This window comes from Rhizobium sp. FY34, from assembly GCF_005222845.1.
Lineage (GTDB): Bacteria > Pseudomonadota > Alphaproteobacteria > Rhizobiales > Rhizobiaceae > Neorhizobium.
The window spans coordinates 118,183-137,655 of sequence record NZ_STFZ01000016.1; the positions used below are offsets into that span (position 1 = coordinate 118,183).

A 19,473-nucleotide genomic window follows, 5' to 3' on the forward strand; every position below is an offset into this window, starting at 1 on the left:
TCGACAGCCGCATCGACGTGATGTCGCAGACACTGGCCTCTGGTCAGGAGCGGATAGAGAGTGATCTTGGTCACCGCATGAATGCGCTGGGCGACATCGTATCCAGTGCCGGCGAGCGCATCAGCGACGCCTTTGACGATCGCACCATGGCCTTGAGCGCGACGATCGCGATGAGCGAAGACCGCCTGACCAGCGTCATGGACGAAAAGGCCACCGCGCTGATGTCAGCGGTCACCGATGCCGATCAGCGCCTGGAACAGAGCTTTGCCGAACGCGCAGATGCCATCCGCGCCACCTATTCCGACAACCAGCAGCGTCTCGATCAGGCATTGGAAAGCCGCCATGCGGAACTGGCACGCACCCTCACCTCTGGCCACGACGCGATCGACCGCACCGTGGGTACGGCCGCAAGCCTCATCGAAACAAGCCTCGGCGAGAATGCCGCACGGTTCGAATCCAGCCTGAATTCCGGCCTCGGCCGCGTAGAGAACAGCATAACCTCTGGCGAGGAGCGCCTCTCCGGTCTCATCGCCTCGGCAAACAAACAGATCGACGAGGTGCTGACCGGCGGGCACGAGATCCTGCGCGCCACGCTCGATGAGCGCCGCGCCATGATCGACGGGACGCTGAAGGATGCCGAAATCCAGCTCGGCGATCTGCTGTTTGACCAGGCAACCAGCATCGGCACGACGATTGCAACCTCCACCGGCATGCTGGAAATGTCGCTGGAAGCGCAGCAGGATGCGCTTCGTAGCGTCATAGATGGCGCCGGCACGGATCTTGAAGCCCGCCTGCGCGATACGGCTGGCGGCATTGCAAGCCGTCTCAGCGACGCCGCAAGAGATGTCACCGCTTCAGCCGAAAACTTCTCCAGCCGCGTCGAACAGACCGTCGGCGCCGTGTCCCACACGCTCGATGAAACCGGTCGCCGCATCGACACGACCTTCGGCGGACTGGAAGACCGCATCCGCAACCAGATCGACACGGTCACCGGCCTGGTGGACGGCGCCGGTCGCGATCTGTCGGAACGCCTCAGCAAACGCACCGGCGAGTTGGAGCGAGTCAGTGCAACAAGCCTCGAACGTCTTGCCGGCACTGTGAACCAGGGCACGGCTCAGTTCGAACGCATCAGCACCGAAGCCTCCGAGCGCATTGCCGGATCGCTGGATGCCGGCACGGCCCGCGTCGATGAACGTCTCGGCACCATGGACCGCGCCATCACCATCGGTCTCGACAATGTCAGCCGCACCATCGAGGGCAAGGCAGCAACGCTTGCCACCGCACTGCGTGATGCCGTCGGCACGGCGGCCCGCGAATTCGACACGGAGGCCCTGCGCTCGGCAGAAACTCTGGCCAAGGCCGGCACGCAGTTTTCCGAGGACATGAGCGCGCGCAATGCAGACTTCGCCCGTGCGCTGGAAGAGCGTTCGACCGATATCGCCGGGCGCATCGGTGAAACGCAGAACCGCTTGGCAGGCCAGGCGGCAGCTGTTGCCCAGGCTTTCTCGGAGGCAGGCAATTCCATCATGCATAAGGTTTCGGAAGCCGAGACTTTGGTGCAGAGGCAGGTCGGCTCCATCGCCGCATCGCTGGACGAGGCCGGTCGCGCACTCGACCAGCGCGGCAATGCCATCCGCGCCGCGCTGACCGATACCGCCGGCTCGATCTCCTCGACGCTGCAATCCGTCGATGAAACCCTGGCCGAGCGTGGCAATGCGCTGCGCTCCTCGCTGTCGCAGACTGCCGGTTCGATCAATGAAACGCTGCAGGCAGTCGATGCCACGCTCACGGAGCGCGGTCAGGAACTGCGCGGCTCGCTCAGCCAGACGGCAGACGACATCAATGCCGCCATGTCGGCGGTCGACAAGGCGCTCGAAGCCCGCGGCGATGCCATCCGCGCCAGCCTCGACACACGCTCGCGTGACCTCAACTCGATGCTCGCCACACGCTCGGCAGAGCTGTCGCGCCTCATCGACGAGAAGGCCAAGCCGCTGGTCGAACAGTATGCCGAAACCGGCCGGTCCGCTGCCGAACGGCTGGCCACGGCCGCCGATGAAAGCGCCGAACGTCTGGTTACCGCTGCCCATCTCAATGCCCAGCGTCTGCGCCAGGAAAATGGCGCGCTGGTCGAAGCCATCACGGCGCGCACAAATGACACGCTCTCGGCCATCAACGAGCGCACCCAGCAGGCCGCAGGCACGTTGCGCAATGTCGAACATAGCCTTGCCGCCAATGTCAACGACCTCATTACGCGGCTGGAAAACAGCAATACCGGCATTGCCTCGCTGGTCGAACATGCCGCCCGCGAAATCGGCGTCACCATCGACCAGGCCTCGGAAAAGCTGGCCGCTGCCGACCAGAAGCTCGACCTGACCGCCGCACGCTTCACGGAGCGCACGGTACAGGCCGCAGACATGGTCTCCAGCTCCAGCCGCCTGCTCGAAAACAATGTCGATCGCCTGAGCCATATTTCCGGCCAGACGCTGACGCATGTCGGCTCCATCGTCGGTCGTTTCGACGAATATACCAAGGTGCTCGATCAGGCCTCGGAACTTCTGGGCGCTGCCCAGTCGAACCTTGCCAGCACGCTCAGCGAACGCCAGGATGCGCTGCGCAGCCTGTCGGTCGGCCTGGTCAAGCGCTCGGAAGAGATCGAAGCCAATATGCGCAACCTCTCCACCGTGGTGGAAGGCGCCTTCCAGCGCGTTGAGGAACGTTCGGCTGAAGTGGGCCAGAGCCTGCGCCAGAACCTGCAGGGTTCGTTCACGGATGTCAGCCGCGCCTTGAACGATGCGCAAAAGCGCGCCGAGGAGACGGCGGACGGCATGCGCAGCGCCCTGATGGGTGCCAGCAACGAGGCGAACCAGGCCATTGAGGCAACGCTTTCGGAGGCCGAAAAGCGCTCGCGGGCCATGGCCGAGCGCATGCGTGGCGGCATTGCCGGCTCGCTCTCGGATGTCGAACGGCTTCTGTCGGAAGCCGCCGGAAAGTCGGATATTGCAGCCGAACAATTGCGCGATACGCTGCGCCGCTCGGTCGAGGAGGCCATCGGCCGCTTCGCCGGTGCAACGGACGAAATCCGCCAGTCGGCCAGTGAAATTCGCCGCGAACTGGATGATACCCGCGCCGAGTTGAAGCGCGGTGCCTTCGACCTGCCGGAAGAAGCCAAGGAAAGTGCCTCTGCCATGCGCCGTGCCGTGGCAGAGCAGATCAAGGCCTTGCAGGACATTTCGGCGCTGGTCGGCCGTTCGGCCCAGACGCTGGAAATCTCCCAGCCTGCACCGCAGCGCGCCGCACCCGCACCTGCCCCGCAGCCTGTTGCTCCCGTGCAGATGCAGGCACCCGCTCGCCCCGCCCCCGTACAGGCACCGAGCGGCCTTTCATCACAGCCGCGTCCGCCGGTTGCCGCACCGCAGCCTGCCCCGCGCGGCGATGTCAGTTCCGGCCTGCGCGGCAGCCTTCCCATGGAGCGGACGGTCGCCGCGGCGCCACGTCAGCCGGAACCAGCCCGCAGCGAAACCGGCGGCTGGATCAGCGATCTCCTGCGCGGCGCCTCGCGTGACGAGATGGGCGAAGCACCCGTTGCACGCCAGCCGGCGCAAGCGCCGCGCGCCGCAGAGCCGCAGGCCCGCAGCGGTGACACCCGCAATCCGCGCCATATGGTGGAATCCCTGAATTCCCTCTCGGTCGATATCGCCCGCGCCATCGATCATGATGCCTCGGTTGATCTCTGGCGCCGCTACCAGCGCGGCGAGCGCGATGTCTTTACCCGTCGCCTCTACACGCTGAAGGGCCAGCAGACCTTCGATGACATCCAGCGCAAATATGACCGCGAGCCGGAATTCCGCACCGCCGTCGATCGCTACATCGCCGATTTCGAAAAGCTGCTCTCGGATGTGGCGCGCACCGACCATGACCGCAGCGTGACGCAGAGCTACCTGACCTCAGATACCGGCAAGGTCTATACGATGCTGGCCCACGCCGCCGGCCGCTTCGGCTGATCGGTCAGCAGCAGAGTTTCAATCACCTCACGGCCGCCCCTCAACCGGGCGGCCGTTTTCGTTCGCAGGGACATTCCCACGCATCGCGCACATCACGCATCCAGCCATATGCCAGCCACAAAAAAGCCGGCTCCCGCGAGGAAGCCGGCAATGATCTGCCTGACAGTCTGCGCTTGCGTCAGAGCGAGCGGATAGTCCAGTCGACGATCTCGCCACCTACCTTGGCAAAGGCGCGGTTGATCGCCGTGACAAACTGGGCATTGTCCTCACCGGAAACCGGCACCCGCGCGCTGAACACACGCTGCCCCCTCACAGAGCCATTGCGATCATTGAGGATCTTCACGGAAATCTCGACATTCGCCGCCTTTGCGCCGGATGTATCGATCTCGAAGGCACGGATATCCGCCACGACCTGATAGTCGATCGCCAGACCCTGTCCAGGCTGGCCGACACCACCCAGCTTGCCGGTATTCTCGAAGGCCTCCACCAGCTTGGACTGTACCATGCGCGGCAAGCGGTCGCTCCATTGCGAATCCGACAGATACTGGATCTCCGATGGCGAAACGCGCACTAGCACCTGTTCACTGTTGAGCGATTTCAGCGCGGTGGGTTCCGGCACCAGGATCTGGCGATTGCGCGCCGATGACGGGGCATCTGCAATCGGCGTCAGCGCCAGGTCATAGGTGTCGTTATTGGCCTTAGTGCTGCATCCGGCCAGCAGCAGGACTGCCAGCGGCAATGCGATAAAGGCCTTGGAAACGGCGTGTGGTGCAAGCATGGGCGCCTCGATTTCTTGTCTGTCTGATCCGCACCGCATCAGCGCCGCGTCCTGCCGTCATATTCTTTTACCGTTTCGCCGCCGAAGATCAGCCGCTGCGGGTTCTGGTCGAAATTGGTAATCGTCTCATTGAGATTGTCCACCGTCCGGCGCGTATCGGTCACCAGAGACTGGACCTCGCGAAGACCGGTTCCGGAAAAGCGCGCCAGATTGTCGGCAATCGGCCCGATGCGGGCATTGAGATTGTCGGCGGTGGCACGGATGGATTGGAGCGTCTTCTGCGCCTCGGCAAACAGGCCTTCCGAATCGCTACCGCTAACCATTGTATCGACCTTGGCCAGAATACCATCGACACGGGTGGAGGCCTGGTTCAGCTTCTGAGCAAGCTGGGTAAAGTCCTGGATGGCCGCATTGATCTCATCGCGGCGGTCAGCCACACCATCGACCACCTTTCTGGCCGACGAAATGGCGGCACGCGCATCCGACGACGCCGAGCTGATATCATCGACGGCGGAATTGACCTTGCCGGGATCGACGGCCGCCAGCAGCGTATCGGCGCGCTTCAGCACCGATTGCGCCTCGGCACCCGCCGAATTGAAGCCGGCAGCCGCTTCGCGCACTTCCGTCATAATCGTGTCGATCTGCCCCGTGGACTGGGCGATATCGCCCGTCACCTTCTCGGCATTGCTGATGATATTGTCGATCTTTTGCGGGTTCACGGCACGCACCAGCCCATCCACCGCTTCCAGCGTCGAATCAAGCCGCACGGACACCGTGTTGAACGTGCCCGACAAGGCCGAGAGGCTGCGCAGGAATTCGTCGATCGCGTCGGAATTGGCGCTCAGCGATGCGGTGAAGGTTTCAGCATGCTGGATGGTCCGGGTCAGCGGGCCGCGTGCATCGGTGACAAAGCCCTGGATCTGGCCGATCGCATCATCGGCACGCTGGAGGATCTTATCGGCGGTTGCCAGAAGATTGGTGACGCTGGACTGATCGGCAATCAGCACCGCCGGGCGGCCGGTCTCTTCAGCCTTGCGCAGCAGGTTTTCCTCACCCGTATTGCCACCGGACAATTCGATATAGGCCGCACCCGTCAGGCCCTGCACTTCCAGCACCGCCTTGGTCGAGGCAAAGACCGGTGCCGTCGTCTGCACTTCGGTAAAAGCCAGCGAGTAGCGCGGATCATCCGGATCGATGGTCAGGCGGCGCACCGAACCGACCGGTATGCCGTTGAAGCGCACGGCTGAACCGACCGACAGGCCATTGGCGGAGCCCGGAATACGGATGGCAAGCTCGGCGACCGGGCCGCTGCGACCATATTGCGACATCCAGTAGACGAAGCCGAAGGCTGCTGCCACGACAAGGACCGTGAAGAAGCCCACGATTGCGTAATTGGCTTTGGTTTCCATGGCAGCTTACTTTCCTGGCACTGGGCTGGCGGCGCTATCGTCCGTTACGATCGAACGCGCCCGTTTTCCGTGGAAGTAGGATTGCACCCACGCATCATCGCAGGCGAGCATATCGTTGAGCGTCCCTTCCACCAAGACGCGCTTCTCCCCCAATACCGCGATCCGGTCGCAGACCGAAAACAGGCTATCGAGGTCATGTGTCACCATGTAGACGGTCAGGCCAAGCGCGTCCCTCAGCCGGGCAATCAACATGTCGAATTCGGCAGCACCGATCGGATCAAGGCCGGATGTCGGCTCGTCGAGAAAGACGAGATCCGGATCGAGCGCCAGCGCACGCGCCAATGCGGCGCGCTTGACCATGCCGCCGGAGAGTTCCGAAGGGTATTTGTCGGCCGCATCGGCGGCAAGTCCGACCATCTCGATCTTGAGATAGGCAAGCTCATCCATCAGCGACTGCGGCAGGTCGAGATATTCGCGCATCGGCAACTGAATATTTTCCTTCACCGTCAGCGAGGAAAACAGAGCGCCGTGCTGGAACAGCACGCCCATGCGCATATCCAGAGACGTGCGCTGCTTGGCATCGGCCTTCTCATAATCGACGCCGAGAATGCGGATCTCTCCCGAACGATGCGGCAAAAGCCTGAGCACCGTGCGCATCAGAACCGATTTGCCCGTTCCCGAAGCGCCGACGAAGCCGAGGATCTCACCCCGGTAGATATCGAGATTCAATCGGTCGAGCACGACCTTGGAGCCGAAGGCCACCGTCAGGTCGCGCACGGACAGGATCACGCGGTCGTCTGCCGCCGCCTCCCGATACGCGGTGTCTGTCTCCTCAGCGGTCATACTCATCCTAAAAATCGATTGCAGAATAGAAAATGGCAAACAGGGCATCCATGAGGATGACCACGAAAATGGCTTTCACCACAGAAGACGTCACGTGCTGACCAAGCGATTCGGCGCTGCCGCCCACTTTCATGCCCTCGACTGCCGCCACGATGCCGATGGCCAGCGCCATGAACGGCGCCTTGATCATGCCCGAGGCGACAGAAGAGTAATCCACCGCCTCGTTGAGGCGCGCCAGGAAGGTTTCAAAGGTAATGCCCGAATAGAGCCAGGTCACGATGGCCGCACCATAGAGTGCGGAAAAATTGGCGATAATGGTCAAAAGCGGCAGGGCGATAGTGAGCGCGATCAGGCGCGGAAAGATCAGCACGCCGATCGGACTGAGACCGATAACCGTCAGCGCGTCGATCTCCTCGCGCATCTTCATCGATCCGATTTCGGCGGTGATCGCGCTGCCTGAGCGACCGGCAATCATGATGGCGGTCAATAACACGCCGATCTCGCGCAATTGCAGAATGCCAACCAGATCGACCACGAAAAGTTCGGCGCCGAAATAGCGCAACTGGAAGGCCCCCTGCTGCGCAATGATCGCTCCGATCAGGAAAGACATCAGCACGATGATCGGCACGGCGCGCACGCCCATCCGGTCGATATGGGTGACGACGGATGCCGCAGAAATCCCGCCACCCCGGCCAAACTTCAGCTGCGCGCCGGCCACGGCAGACCCCAGGATATACATCCCGGCCACCGCATCATTGGCCACGTCCATCACCGCCCGGCCGACCGGTTCAAAAATACGCTGGAACAGCGACAGTTTGTCCTTGTCCTTCGGCGGACCGACGGGGACTTGCGATGGCAAAACATCGATGAGGTCCGATAGAGTGCTTTCAGCGCCCACCAGCTCCACATCGCGACCGGCCGCCTGAAGACGTATGATCAACCGGCGAATCAGCCAGGCACCGGCAGTGTCCACCGAGCCTATGCCGGACACGTCGATCGAGATACGACCGGTGCCCTTGCCGTTTTCGATCGCGGCCAGATCGGGCAGCACGGCAGTGATGCCGCGGTTTCGCCAATCTCCCGACAGGATATGGCTTTGCGCCCCGTCTGCCGACCCTGTCGTCTCGATCGTCGCTGGCCGTTCATCGGCCGACTTGGGCTGTGCATGCATTATATTGGTGCTCAAAGCCGTGGTTGATCCCACTCATAGAGACGGCAATATAGCCGCCGAACTGCGAATTGCCATGTGCGAATGAAGGAAAACAATGGCCCGTCACCTCAAAGCCACAACCGATGTCTTCCCGCTCTCCGGCGCCTTCACCATTTCAAGGGGAACGAAGACGCAAGCCCATGTGGTCACCTGCACCATCAGCGACGGCGACAACGTCGGCCGCGGCGAATGCGTTCCCTATACACGCTATGGCGAAACTATCGAGGGCGTTCTTGCCGATGTGCTCCGCATGGCAACTGCAATCGAACACGGCCTGGACCGGATGGCCCTGCAGGATGCCATGCCGCCGGGGGCTGCCCGCAATGCCGTCGATTGCGCGCTCTGGGATCTGGCAGCCAAGCAAAGCGGCATAAGCGTCGCAACACGGATCGGCGCGCAGGCAGATCTTGCGCTCGTCACCGCCTATACGATTTCGCTGGGCACGCCCGAGACAATGGAACGCCAGGCAAGCGAAAATGCCTGGCGCCCGCTTCTCAAGGTCAAAGTCGGCACAGCCGAAGACGCGGCGCGCATCCGCGCCGTGCGTGCCGGCGCCCCGGATACCCGCATCATTCTGGACGCCAATGAAGGCTGGAACAACGACACGATCGAAGGATACCTTTCGGTTGCAGCAGAGGCAGGTATTGTGCTGATCGAGCAGCCGCTGCCCGCCGGCCGCGACGCCATTCTCGCCCGCATTCCCCGCATCGTGCCGATCTGCGCCGATGAAAGCGTGCATTCGACACATGATCTCGAAATCCTTCTCGACCGCTATGATGGCGTCAACATCAAGCTCGACAAGACCGGCGGTCTTACACAGGCGCTTGTGATGAAAGCGGAGGCCGAGAGGCTGGGATTTTCGATCATGGTCGGCTGCATGGTCGGCACCTCGCTTGCCATGGCGCCGGCTCTTATTCTGGCGCAGGGCTGCGCCTATGCCGATCTCGACGGCCCGCTCATTCTCGCCCAGGATCGCCAGCCGGCCCTTCGCTATGAAGGATCGCTCGTCTATCCGCCGGCGCCGGATCTCTGGGGCTGATTTTTGACGGCAAAGACACACAGAACGAGACCAAGGGCCGCCACCAACGCCATCAGATAATAGCCGTCCTGACCAAGCGCCCGGTAGATGATGCCGGAGAGGAAAGTCGAGGCGGCAAGAAAACTGCCCGCATAGAAGAAGAAGGCGCCTTGCACCGCCGATTCGCGGCTTTCATGCACCAGCTCGACGATCTTCTGCTGCATGCCGAAATGCAGAAAGGCGAAGGTGGCCGCATGGCTGCACTGCAGGACAAGCGAGGCGAAAAAGCCGAGCGGCTGGGCAAACAGCACCCAGCGCAAGATGGCAACCAGAGAACCGAGGATAATCAGCCTGCTCGGCGAAACATGGCGCGCAATGATGCCGGAGCCGAAGAAGAACAGAATTTCGGCCACGACACCCGCGGCCCACAGCACGCCGATCTGTCCGCCGGAAAACCCCATCTCCTGCCAGTGAATGCCGGAAAAGGCGTAGAACATGCCATGGGTGGACTGCACAAGGCTCGTGCCGATCAACAGCAGCGTCAGACTGGGGCGGCGCGGCGTGCTTCCATCGCCACCGCTCACGACTGCGGGCTTCGGCGCTGAACGCCCCAGCCGTGGCACGACCATGGCCGCCGCCAGCAGCGTAGAAAAGGCAAGGGCCGCCGCCAGCGGCACGATGCCGCTGCCGAAATGCGAAATCGCCTGGCCAGCGACAAGCGTTGCCACCACAAAGCCGATCGAGCCCCAGACACGGATCGACCCGTAGCGCAGGCCCCAGCGCCGTACCCCCATGACGGTGATCGATTCCAGCACCGGCGTGAAGGGCGCAAAGGCCGCACCCTGCAGGCTGAAGATCAACAGCACCATCCAGAACCCGTCGGCCATCATCAGCGCCAGCGCCGTGGCAATCGACAACCCGGCGGAGAAGAACAAAACATGAGTGCGCTCGGCCAGCCGATCGGCCAGAACACCGGCAATCGGCCCGGAAATCACCCGCAGCACGATGGGGACCGACAGGATAAGGCCGATCTGGACGTCATCGAGCGCCAGCGATTTCAGCCAAACAGGCAGAAAGGGCAAAAGTATGCCGTTAACACTGAGAGCGGCGGCATAGGCCATGGCGCAACGCAGGGCAAACAGCGCTGGCGCTGGCGGAATATGGGGGGCTTGGGCCACGGAGGCTCCCGAATGGCAGGATGCGGATGTTTTGAGAGAAAAGCCTCATACATCAAAGGCCGCCGCCTGCCTATTGGCCGAACCAGCCAATGTCTTTAGAAAATCAGGCGGCCTGCATGCCGGCCACCGCTTGCGGTCCCTTAGGCAGCGTTGTCACCGTGGCGCTCTCGCTCGTCTTCTGCCAGGAAATAAGCTCGAAATGGCCGTCCATATGCTCAACGACCGCCGTGCAGCTTTCCACCCAGTCACCGGTATTGATATAGGCGATTCCCTCGATGTCCTCCATCACCGCATGATGGATATGGCCGCAGATCACGCCATCCACATGGTTGCGGCGGGCCTCTTCGGCAACGACCTTCTGGAACTCGCCGATGAAGTTCACCGCCTGCTTGACCTGCAGCTTGGCCCAGGCAGAAAACGACCAGTAGGGAAGGTTCAGCCGGCGACGCACGGCGGCCAGCACGACATTGATGGCGATCGCCGCGTCATAGGCCCAGTCGCCGAGATAGGCGAGCAGCCGGATATTGCGCACCACCACATCGAATTCATCGCCATGCAGTACGAGGTAGCGGCGCCCGTCGGCAGCCTCGTGGATGATGCGTTCCGCCACTTCGATGCCACCGAAATGCACGCCCGGAAAGGAACGCAGGAATTCGTCATGATTGCCGGGAATGTAGATGATGCGCGTGCCCTTGCGCGCCTTGCGCAAAAGCTTCTGAACCACATCATTGCAGCCCTGCGGCCAGTACCAGTTGCGCTTAAGGCGCCAGCCATCGACAATATCGCCGACCAGAACGATGGTCTCGGCCTCATGATGACGCAGAAAATCGAGAAGAAAATCCGTCTTGGCCGCCTTGGAGCCCAGATGGATATCGGAAATGAACAAAGTCCTGAATTGCTTCGGTTCCATCGTCATCGTCACGAAGATCGCCCTTTCGTCTCACCGCCCTTGATGACAGTGAAAACCAGACTCGTATATCAGGATGATGACAGCTCGGTTTGCTAAGTCATCCGGCGGCGCTTACAACCGATTCGCAAGGGCCTCACCACGCATTGAAAATGGTGGTGCACCCCCTACAATTCGCTACTGTTCCATGAGCCGGATTGTTGTATGAGACGCCAGACAAAAAGACGTTGCGAAGGAGACACTGATGGACAAGCAGGGCACGCCCATTCCCGAGAAGGAAAATGCCAAGGCAGATCTCGACGAGCAGGCACTGTTCTTCCACCGCTATCCGCGCCCCGGCAAGCTGGAAATCGTCGCCACCAAGCCGCTCGGCAACCAGCGCGATCTGGCGCTCGCCTATTCGCCGGGCGTTGCAGCCCCCTGCCTTGCCATCCGTGACAATCCGGAACTCGCCGCCGACTATACGGCGCGCGCCAATCTGGTCGCCGTGATCTCGAACGGCACAGCGGTTCTGGGCCTTGGCAATATCGGCCCGCTCGCCTCCAAGCCGGTGATGGAAGGCAAGGCCGTCCTCTTCAAGAAATTCGCCGCCATCGACGTCTTCGATATCGAAATCGATGCGGAAAGCGTCGATGCGATGGTTTCGACCATCTCGGCACTGGAGCCCACATTCGGCGGCATCAACCTTGAAGACATCAAGGCGCCGGAATGTTTCGAAGTCGAGCGCCAGCTGCGCGCCAAGATGAACATCCCGGTTTTCCACGATGATCAGCACGGCACGGCCATCATTGTTGCCGCCGCCATCCTCAACGGGCTGGAACTGGCCGGCAAAAAGATCGAGGACGTCAAGATCGTCACCTCAGGCGCCGGTGCTGCTGCCCTTGCCTGCCTCAACCTTCTGGTTCTGCTCGGCGCAAAGCTTGAAAACATCTGGGTGCATGACATCGAGGGCCTCGTCTATGAGGGCCGCAATGTTCTGATGGACCCGTGGAAGGAAGTCTATGCCCAGAAGAGCGACAAGCGGGTGCTCGCCGAATCGATTGGCGGCGCCGATGTCTTCCTCGGCCTGTCTGCCGCCGGCGTGCTGAAGCCGGAACTGCTCGAACAGATGGCGGAAAAGCCGCTGATCATGGCGCTTGCCAATCCGACGCCAGAAATCATGCCGGAGCTTGCCCGTGCGGCCCGCCCGGATGCGATGATCTGCACCGGCCGTTCGGATTTCCCCAATCAGGTCAACAACGTCCTCTGCTTCCCCTATATCTTCCGCGGCGCGCTCGATTGCGGCGCAACCACGATCAACGAAGAGATGAAAATGGCGGCGGTCAAGGCGATTGCCGGCCTGGCGCGCGAGGAAATCTCCGACGTTGCCGCCCGCGCCTATGCCGACGAAACGCCGGTCTTCGGACCGAACTATCTGATCCCCTCGCCGTTTGATCCGCGCCTCATTCTGCGCATTGCGCCGGCTGTTGCCAGAGCTGCCGCCGAAACCGGCGTTGCCGCCCGTCCGATTGCAGATTTCGATCAATATCTCGACCAGCTGAACCGCTTCGTCTGGCGTTCCGGCTTCGTCATGAAGCCGATCTTCACCAGCGCCAAAGTCTCGGAAAAGAACCGGGTGATCTTTGCCGAAGGCGAAGACGAGCGCGTGTTGCGCGCCGCCCAGGTCCTGCTTGAGGAAAAGACTGGCGTGCCGATCCTCATCGGTCGTCCCTCGGTCATCGAAGCGCGCCTGAAGCGCTTCGGCATCCGGCTGCGCCCGAACCTCGATTTCGCCGTGGTCAATCCGGAAGACGATCCGCGCTACCGCGATTATGTCGATGACTATTTCGCCATTGTCGGGCGCGCCGGCATCAACCCGGAAGCTGCGCGCACCATCGTGCGCACCAACAATACCGTGATTGGCGCGCTGGCCGTCAAGCGCGGCGATGCGGATGCGCTGATCTGCGGCGTCGAAGGCCGGTTTGACCGTCACCTGAAGGATGTGGGGCAGATCATCGGCAAGCAGAAGGGCGTCTGTGCCTTTTCGAGCCTTAGCCTGCTGATCACCCAGAAGGGACCGGTCTTCTTCACCGATACATTCGTCAACTACAATCCGACGCATGAGGAAATCGCCGAGATCACCGTGCTGGCGGCCCAGGAAATCCGCCGCTTCGGCATAACGCCGAAGGCGGCCCTCATCTGCCATTCCAATTTCGGCTCGCGCAATTCCGAAAGTGCCGCCAAGATGCGCGCGGCCCTGAAGCTGATCCGCGAGCGGGCGCCGGAACTGGAAGTCGATGGCGAAATGCAGGCCGGTTCGGCGCTGTCGGAAACGCTGCGCAAGCGCGCCATGCCGCATAGCGATCTGTCGGGCGAAGCCAATCTCCTGGTCTTCCCCAATCTCGATGCGGCCAATATCTCGCTCGGGCTCGTGCGCTCTATGATGGACGCGCTGCATGTCGGGCCAATCCTGCTCGGGGCTGCCCAGCCGGCGCATATTCTCTCGACCTCGGTCACCTCGCGCGGCGTGGTCAACATGGCAGCCTTGGCCGTCGTCGAAGCCTCGCATGCGGACTTTGCCGCCACAGCCGGCTGATCGGGGGAACCGCTCCCGCCTTATGACATTGTCAACCGAAGGCAGGCATATTAGCCTCCTTCGTGACAAGACGAGACGGGAGCCCTGATGTCGGTCCGGCCATTGTTGAGCGCCATCCTGATTTTTCTGCCCGCAGCCGCCAGTGCTGCGGACAATACTGCGCGCTGCATGGCACTTGGCCGGGAGATAGCCTCGACGACCAAGCTGATCGGCACGACGCAGGAGGCCCGCAGTTTTGCGAGCGCGCTGACCCAACAGAGTGTCGAGATCCGCAAGATGCGCATCGAGATGCACCGCATGGGCTGCGGACGTAGCGGCAGTATCGTAACCTATGGCACGGACCGGCCAGACCCCTGCGCCGATTTTGCCGATGCACTTGCCAGCATGGAAAACAACCGCCAGGCCATTATGGCCCAGCGGCAGGAAGCGACCAAGGTCATCCGCTCACTTGGCCGCGATGAAGCGGCGCTACGCGAGGAAATGCGCGTCCTGCAATGCGGTGAACTGGATTTCGCCACGCTGCCGATCTCCGGCAATGCGAGCCCCGATCTGACCTCGACGCTTGATCCCAAAGCGAAGAACGGCTCGATTGTCGAGTTCAAGACGACCAAGGACACGATCCTGCGCGATACCACGCCGGTGCCGCCGGAACGGCCTTTCGATCCGTCAAAGCCGGTGCGCGTCGTTGGCCCGCAATTCTTTCCCGATGATCGTGATATCGATCTGGCAAACCCGGCCATCGCCGGCAGCCAACCGCGCCAATAGCAACACGAACAGCAAGCGTCAGCCTGCCGGGTCCTGCCAGCGCTCCTCGCAGATCAGATCATCCAGCGGCAGACGCTGACGCCAGCCCTTCAGCGCCAGTTCCGGTTGGGCATAGAGTTCCTCGACATAGCCGAGACACAGCCAGGCGACGATCTCCACCCGCTCCGGTATGCCGAGAAGCGCGCGCACGTCGCTGTCGTGAAAAATACTGACCCAGCCAACGCCGACACCTTCGGCGCGCGCCGCAAGCCAGAGATTCTGCACGGCGCAGACGGTCGAATAGACATCCATGCGTGGATTGTGCGTGCGCCCCAGAACAACAGGCCCTGCCCGGTCGGGATCGCAGGTCACGATGATCGACAGCGGCGCCTTGCGGATGCCTTCGAGCTTCAGGCTGCGATAGAGCGCTTGGCGTTCATCGACAAACAGACCCGCCGCCTCGTCATTGGCGCGGGAAAATGCCTCATAGGCCCGCTCGCGCGTTTCTGGCGATCGCACCAGGATGAAGCTCCACGGCTGCATGAAGCCGACGGAGGGCGCCGCATGGGCCGCTTCCAGTAACCGGCGCACCAGATCCTCGGGCAAGCACCGATCGAGGAACTGATCGCGCACGTCGCGCCGCGTATGGATGGCCGCATAGACGGCGGCGCGTGCCTCCCTATCGAATGGCCCGGTCGGGCAAAGGCCCGCCTCTGCCCCTGATCCATGTGGCGCATCCATCATCCGCGATCCCGGAAGCGGTTGGTGATCGGATAGCGGCGGTCGCGGCCGAAATTCTTGCGGGTAATCTTCACGCCAGGTGCTGACTGGCGGCGCTTGTATTCGGCAAGATAGAGCAGATGCTCGATGCGGTGGACGGTTGCCACGTCATGGCCGCGCGCGATGATCTGCTCGGTGCTCAGCTCGTTTTCCACAAGGCATTCGAGAATGTCATCAAGCACCGGATAGGGCGGCAGCGAATCCTGGTCCGTCTGGTTGGGGCGAAGCTCGGCCGATGGCGCCTTGGAAATGATGTTCTGCGGGATCACCTCGCCGCCCGGACCAAGCGCGCCCAGCGGTACACTACGGTTGCGCCATTCGGCAATCGCATAGACCTGCATCTTGTAGAGGTCCTTGATCGGGTTAAAGCCGCCATTCATATCGCCATACAGTGTCGCGTAACCCACCGACATTTCCGACTTATTGCCCGTCGTCACCACCATGGCGCCAAACTTGTTGGAAATCGCCATCAGGATGGTGCCGCGCGTGCGGCTCTGCAGGTTTTCCTCGGTAATGCCCTCCTCGGTCCCCTCGAACATATCCGACAGCGCCGATAGAAAGCCTTCCACCGGCTCAGAGATCGGCACGATGTCATAGCGGCAGCCAAGCGCCTTGGCGCAGTCTTCGGCATCCTTGAAACTGTCCTCGGACGTATAGCGATAGGGCAGCATCACCGTGCGCACCCGCTCCGCCCCCAAAGCATCGACGGCAAGTGCGGCGCAGACCGCCGAATCGATGCCGCCGGAAAGCCCCAGCACGACGCTCTTGAAGCCGTTTTTGTTGACATAATCGCGAAAGCCCAGCAGGCAGGCACGGTAATCGGCCTCCTCCTGCTCGGGGATCGGCGCAAACGGCCCCCTGTCGCAGACCCAGATTTCGCCCTTTCGCTGCCAGTCGGTCATGGCAAGTGCGGTCTCAAATTGCGGCATCTGGAATGCCAGCGTCCGGTCGGCATTGAAGCCGAAGCTTGCGCCGTCAAACACCAGCTCGTCCTGGCCACCCAGCTGGTTGACGAAAATCAGCGGCAGACCGCTTTCGATCACCTGGCGCAGCACGACCTGATGGCGCACATCCACCTTGCCGCGGAAATAGGGCGAACCATTCGGCACGACGAGCAGTTCGGCACCGCTTTCGGCCAGCGTTTCGCAGACACCGAGATCGTTCCAGATTTCCTCGCAGATCGGCACGCCAAGCCGCACGCCGCGAAAATTCACCGGCCCCGGCATTTCGCCTTCGTCAAACACGCGCTTTTCATCGAACTCGCCATAGTTCGGCAGGTCGATCTTGTCGCGCAGCGCCAGCACAGTACCCTTGTCTATGGTGGCAACTGAATTGTGCCGCCCCTTCGGTCCCTGACGCGGCAGGCCGATGATGACACCCGGTCCACCGTCCTTCGTATCCTCGACAATCGTCTCCAGCGCCTTCCAGCAGGCTTTCAGAAAGGCCGGCTTCAGCACCAGATCTTCCGGCGGATAGCCGGAAAGAAACAGCTCGCTGAACACGATCAGGTCGGCGCCCTGGCGGGCCGCCTCGCGGCGCGCCTCACGGGCAAGCGACAGGTTGCCGGCGACATCGCCAACAACGGGGTTGAACTGAGCGAGCGCTATGCGCAATGTCTGGGCAATGTCCTGGGTCATGCTGTTGATTTACCGTGCAGCACCGCAAGGGGCAACGGAAAAGCCGTGAAATTTTATGCGACTGGTCTTGTCTCAGCCGGCACCCGGATAGAGCGCATATTGCGGCCGGCCATCGGTGATTTCGTAAAAGTCAGCCTTGTCCTGGCAATAGATATGGTGATCAATCGTCAAACCGCTGGGCTGGTCAAAGGCGCCGGCCACCACCGAAATCACAGCCCGGCCATCCGCCTGCCAGAACAGAGGCGCGCCGCAAGCGCTGCAAAAGCCGCGCTGTGCCTTGTCGCTGGCGCGGTACCAGCGCAACGTTCCGCCATCCCTGATCTCGATATCGCTGCGCGCCACATCGCCGGAGGTGAAATAGAGGCCCGTCTGCCGGCGGCATTGCGAGCAGTGGCAGGCAATCACCGGCCCCATCTCGCCGTTCACTTCAAATCGCACCGTGCCGCACAGGCAGCCACCCAGACGTGTCATGACACACTCTCCCGCTGTTTCTGCGATAAGGTCCCTCCAATGCACAGCCGTTGTCAAATGCGAAACTTTGAGGCTTATCGTCACCTCAGCAAACAAATACCCTGATTTTTGGGGGGAAAAACACCAGTAAATTGCATCGTATTTTTATATCGCCTCTTTACCATTTGTTAACATCAACCTGTGATTATATTCGCATTCGGTAATAAAAAACGAAGAAGGAAAACAGAACTCCACCTGTGATCCTTTAAACTCTCTGCCCGTCATTTTCAGCACTCCTACGACGGGTCAAACAGGAAAAGGCCGGTATCCCCCCTACCGGCCTTTTTCTTGTTGTCTTTGAAAGAGTTGATAGATCAGCCGTTGACGACCATCCGCTTTTCATCGCGACCAGTCTTCATGCGCTCCGCCAGCAGGAAGGCCAGTTCCAGTGCCTGGTCGGCATTGAGGCGCGGGTCGCAATGGGTATGGTAACGATCCTGCAGATCGCCGGCGGTGACGGCGCGTGCACCACCGGTGCATTCGGTCACGTCCTTGCCGGTCATTTCCACATGGATACCGCCCGGATGAGAGCCTTCTGCGCGGTGGATCTGGAAGAAGCTCTCGACTTCCGACAGGACCCGGTCAAACGGCCGTGTCTTGTAGTTGTTGAGCGTGATCGTATTGCCATGCATCGGATCGCAGGACCACACGACCTTGCGGCCCTCCCGCTCCACGGCGCGGATCAGGCGCGGCAGGTGATCGGCAACCTTGTCGTAACCGAAGCGGCAGATCAGAGTCAGACGGCCGGCCTCATTGGCAGGGTTGAGGATGTCGATCAGGCGCAAAAGGTCGTCTGCCTGCAGCGAGGGACCGCATTTCAGGCCGATCGGGTTCTTGATACCGCGGCAGAATTCCACATGCGCATGGTCGGCCTGGCGGGTGCGGTCGCCGATCCAGATCATGTGGCCGGACGTGGCATACCAGTCGCCGGAGGTGGAATCGACGCGCGTCAGCGCCTCCTCATAGCCCAGAAGCAGCGCCTCGTGGCTGGTGAAGAAATCGGTTTCGCGCAGCGCCGGATTGTTTTCCGAGGTAATACCCACGGCCTTCATGAAGTCCATGGTTTCGGAAATCCGGTCGGCAAGCTTGCGGTAACGCTCGCCCTGCGGGCTGTCCTTGACGAAGCCGAGCATCCACTGATGCACGTTTTCAAGATTGGCATATCCACCCATGGCAAAGGCGCGCAGAAGGTTCAGCGTCGCCGCCGACTGGCGGTAGGCCATCAGCTGGCGTTCAGGGTTCGGAATTCGGGCTTCCGGGTTGAACTCGATGCCGTTGATAATGTCGCCGCGATAGGACGGCAGCTCCACCTCACCCTGCTTTTCGATATTGGACGAGCGTGGCTTGGCGAACTGGCCGGCAATGCGGCCCACCTTCACGACGGGCTGCTGGGCGCCAAAGGTCAGCACCACGGCCATCTGCAGGAAGGCACGGAAGAAGTCGCGGATCGTGTCGGCACCATGTTCCTGAAAGCTTTCGGCGCAATCGCCGCCCTGCAACAGGAAGCCATTGCCTTCAGCCACCTGGGCGAGGCTTTTCTTCAGGCGGCGGGCCTCACCGGCAAACACCAGCGGCGGAAAAGTCGCCAGCTGCGCTTCGGTTGCCTTCAGCGCATCCATGTCCGGGTAATCCGGAACCTGCTGGATCGGCTTTTGGCGCCAGGTATTCGGGGTCCAGTTCTGTACCATGTCCGTCATTCCGTCGTTCGATGTCCGGCTTGGCCGGCGTGTCTTGAATGGCGCGGCTTATAACCCTTAACGGCTGTTTTGCCTAGCGCAGCATCACCGGAGAATCTGCACCCCATTGCGCAACACATTGTTCAGCACGTTTGTTTGTCGGATCATGACATTTTTAGGCGATAAACCGACCAATCCCGGTCAATG

Annotated in this window: 13 protein-coding genes and 1 pseudogene; 4 read left to right on the forward strand and 10 right to left on the reverse strand. The window is 61.5% G+C overall.

Annotation, left to right across the window (positions count from 1 at the left end):
* Positions 1-4,001: pseudogene (locus E8M77_RS24240) on the forward strand (hypothetical protein); the annotation flags it as partial.
* Positions 4,002-4,179: 178 nt separating this feature from the next.
* Here E8M77_RS24240 and E8M77_RS14040 read toward each other — a convergent pair.
* From E8M77_RS14040 to E8M77_RS14055, 4 genes are read right to left on the reverse strand one after another with little or no spacing between them, the layout of a single operon-like run.
* Complete coding sequence (locus E8M77_RS14040) at positions 4,180-4,779, reverse strand: ABC-type transport auxiliary lipoprotein family protein (RefSeq protein WP_137131266.1); 600 nt, start codon at positions 4,777-4,779, stop codon at positions 4,180-4,182.
* A 38-nt stretch (positions 4,780-4,817) separates the two neighbouring features.
* Complete coding sequence (locus E8M77_RS14045) at positions 4,818-6,188, reverse strand: MlaD family protein (RefSeq protein ID WP_137131267.1); 1,371 nt, start codon at positions 6,186-6,188, stop codon at positions 4,818-4,820.
* Positions 6,189-6,194: 6 nt separating this feature from the next.
* Positions 6,195-7,031 (reverse strand): ABC transporter ATP-binding protein, encoded by an 837-nt coding sequence (locus tag E8M77_RS14050; RefSeq protein ID WP_137131268.1) that lies wholly within the window; start codon positions 7,029-7,031, stop codon positions 6,195-6,197.
* A 7-nt stretch (positions 7,032-7,038) separates the two neighbouring features.
* On the reverse strand, positions 7,039-8,202 hold the full coding sequence (locus E8M77_RS14055; protein ID WP_137131306.1) for an ABC transporter permease: 1,164 nt from the start codon (positions 8,200-8,202) through the stop codon (positions 7,039-7,041).
* A 94-nt stretch (positions 8,203-8,296) separates the two neighbouring features.
* Between E8M77_RS14055 and dgcA the strand changes: the two genes are divergently transcribed.
* Positions 8,297-9,280 (forward strand): N-acetyl-D-Glu racemase DgcA, encoded by a 984-nt coding sequence (gene dgcA, locus E8M77_RS14060; protein WP_137131269.1) that lies wholly within the window; start codon positions 8,297-8,299, stop codon positions 9,278-9,280.
* Here the strand turns inward: dgcA and E8M77_RS14065 are convergent.
* Both E8M77_RS14065 and E8M77_RS14070 read right to left on the reverse strand, forming a co-directional pair.
* A complete protein-coding gene (locus E8M77_RS14065; RefSeq protein WP_137131270.1) occupies positions 9,250-10,437 on the reverse strand; it encodes an MFS transporter in 1,188 nt (395 codons plus the stop codon). The two genes, dgcA and E8M77_RS14065, sit on opposite strands and share 31 nt — an antisense overlap.
* A 103-nt stretch (positions 10,438-10,540) precedes the next feature.
* Positions 10,541-11,353: a UDP-2,3-diacylglucosamine diphosphatase gene (locus E8M77_RS14070; RefSeq protein WP_246659265.1), complete on the reverse strand. Its 813-nt coding sequence runs from the start codon at positions 11,351-11,353 to the stop codon at positions 10,541-10,543.
* Between the two features lie 235 nt (positions 11,354-11,588).
* On the opposite strand from E8M77_RS14070, the gene E8M77_RS14075 reads away from it, so the two are divergent.
* The gene (locus E8M77_RS14075) at positions 11,589-13,919 is read left to right on the forward strand and encodes an NADP-dependent malic enzyme (protein WP_137131272.1); all 2,331 of its coding nucleotides are present in this window, start codon (positions 11,589-11,591) and stop codon (positions 13,917-13,919) included.
* 87 nt (positions 13,920-14,006) lie between these two features.
* Positions 14,007-14,684, forward strand: a complete 678-nt coding sequence (locus E8M77_RS14080; protein WP_137131273.1) for a hypothetical protein — start codon at positions 14,007-14,009, stop codon at positions 14,682-14,684.
* 18 nt (positions 14,685-14,702) lie between these two features.
* Here E8M77_RS14080 and bluB read toward each other — a convergent pair whose 3' ends face one another.
* The 4 genes from bluB to E8M77_RS14100 form a co-directional block, all read right to left on the reverse strand.
* Positions 14,703-15,404, reverse strand: coding sequence for a 5,6-dimethylbenzimidazole synthase (bluB, locus tag E8M77_RS14085; RefSeq protein ID WP_137131274.1), 702 nt, complete (start codon positions 15,402-15,404; stop codon positions 14,703-14,705).
* Positions 15,404-17,080, reverse strand: a complete 1,677-nt coding sequence (locus E8M77_RS14090) for an NAD+ synthase (protein ID WP_137131275.1) — start codon at positions 17,078-17,080, stop codon at positions 15,404-15,406. Before E8M77_RS14090 ends, bluB begins: the two co-directional genes overlap by 1 nt.
* 72 nt (positions 17,081-17,152) lie before the next feature.
* Positions 17,153-17,551 carry a GFA family protein gene (locus E8M77_RS14095; RefSeq protein ID WP_137131276.1) on the reverse strand — a complete coding sequence of 133 codons (399 nt, stop codon included), beginning with the start codon at positions 17,549-17,551 and terminating at the stop codon, positions 17,153-17,155.
* Between the two features lie 353 nt (positions 17,552-17,904).
* Complete coding sequence (locus E8M77_RS14100) at positions 17,905-19,278, reverse strand: 3-deoxy-7-phosphoheptulonate synthase class II (RefSeq protein ID WP_137131307.1); 1,374 nt, start codon at positions 19,276-19,278, stop codon at positions 17,905-17,907.
* Positions 19,279-19,473 lie beyond the last annotated feature (195 nt).